Raw genomic sequence first — 1341 nt, forward strand, 5'->3', positions numbered from 1 at the left:
AACGGTCATCTTCAAAAATAATAATTGTTCCTGTAGGAAGACGTTCTCCTTGTAACTGCCCTCGATTCCACATTCTCCAAGCAGTGTCATAACTGATCCCTTTTTTCTTAGCATAATCTGATAGTTTTATATGAACTGCAACGTAAACTTGTACTAACCATGTTAGCAGTTTTTTGCAGTCATTTGCATATATTTTTTACAAAACTTTACAATACCATTTTTCAAAAACTGTAACCTACTTAGGATTTGCGGCAAAAAGTTTTTCTTGGGGGCAGGGTGTGGGGTGTGGGGTGTGGGGTTTTACCGATTTTCGATGATTTTCCCAGAAAAATCAAGAGAGCCATCTTTTTTCTAACCATGCCAGGACACTTTCAACATCTGCCACTTTTTCTCCTTCAGGTACGGGTGGACGTTGTACCATGACCACGGTTATTCCCAACTCTCTAGCGGCGATAATTTTGGCGTAGGTGGCATCACCGCCGCTATTTTTACTCACGATCGCCCCAATCTTATATTCTTGTAAAAGAGAGCGCTCTGACTGCAAGGAAAAAGGACCCCGTTCCAACAATAATTTTCCAACCGGTACGATGGCATCTGCTTCTGGCGGGTCAATCATCCGCATCAAAAACCAGATATTGTTTAAATGTGCATAACTGGCCAGTTCTTGCCGACCAATAGTGAGGAATATCCGCGGCGCTAACCCCGATAAAATATTCGCTGCCGCTTGATTGTTTTCTACTTCAATCCAATTATCTCCAGATACTTTTTCCCAAGCTGGACGACTTAAGATTAATCGAGGAATACCACAATCCGAGGCGGCTTGAGCGGCATTAAAGGAAATTTGTGCGGCAAAGGGATGGGTGGCATCAATTAAACAATCAATGCTTTCTTGGCGCAGATAATTGGCTAACCCAGTGGCACCACCAAACCCCCCCCGGCGAGAAGGAGTTGTGAGAGTAATCGGTTCTCTCGTGCGACCGGCAAAGGAAGCGATGGCATCTATACCCGGAATTGTCGCAATTTTAGCCGCTAATGCCGCCGCTTCCCCCGTTCCCCCTAAAATCAGCACTCTTTTATTTTTAGTCATCCAGATAATTGCCAAAAGGTTAACTAATTTTCCATCTTCTCACCGGCTCTCTTGGGTGGGTAAAGGAAGGGACCACAAAGACACAAAGAACACAAAGAAAGATCGCTCCCAATTAAGTAGCTAGGCAGAATTAAACTTAAAACAGTGAGTTTCGTATCCTCCTTTTTGAGCGCGAGCTTCGATCCCTTGTTTAACAGCGAGCGCTAAATCGTACTCATCGGGAAAAATTTGACCTGCCAGTTCATGAGTTTTTA

Annotated in this window: 1 protein-coding gene and 1 pseudogene; both read right to left on the reverse strand. The window is 43.8% G+C overall.

What is annotated here, in order from left to right:
- Window positions 1-130: pseudogene (locus PX484_RS16120) on the reverse strand (IS607 family transposase); the annotation flags it as partial.
- Between the two features lie 201 nt (window positions 131-331).
- Window positions 332-1087, reverse strand: a complete 756-nt coding sequence (locus PX484_RS16125) for a cobalt-precorrin-6A reductase (RefSeq protein WP_288104741.1) — start codon at window positions 1085-1087, stop codon at window positions 332-334.
- Between the last annotated feature and the right edge of the window lie 254 nt (window positions 1088-1341).

This window comes from Microcystis sp. M49636_WE2, from assembly GCF_030065375.1.
Classification (GTDB): Bacteria; Cyanobacteriota; Cyanobacteriia; order Cyanobacteriales; family Microcystaceae; genus Microcystis; species Microcystis aeruginosa_C.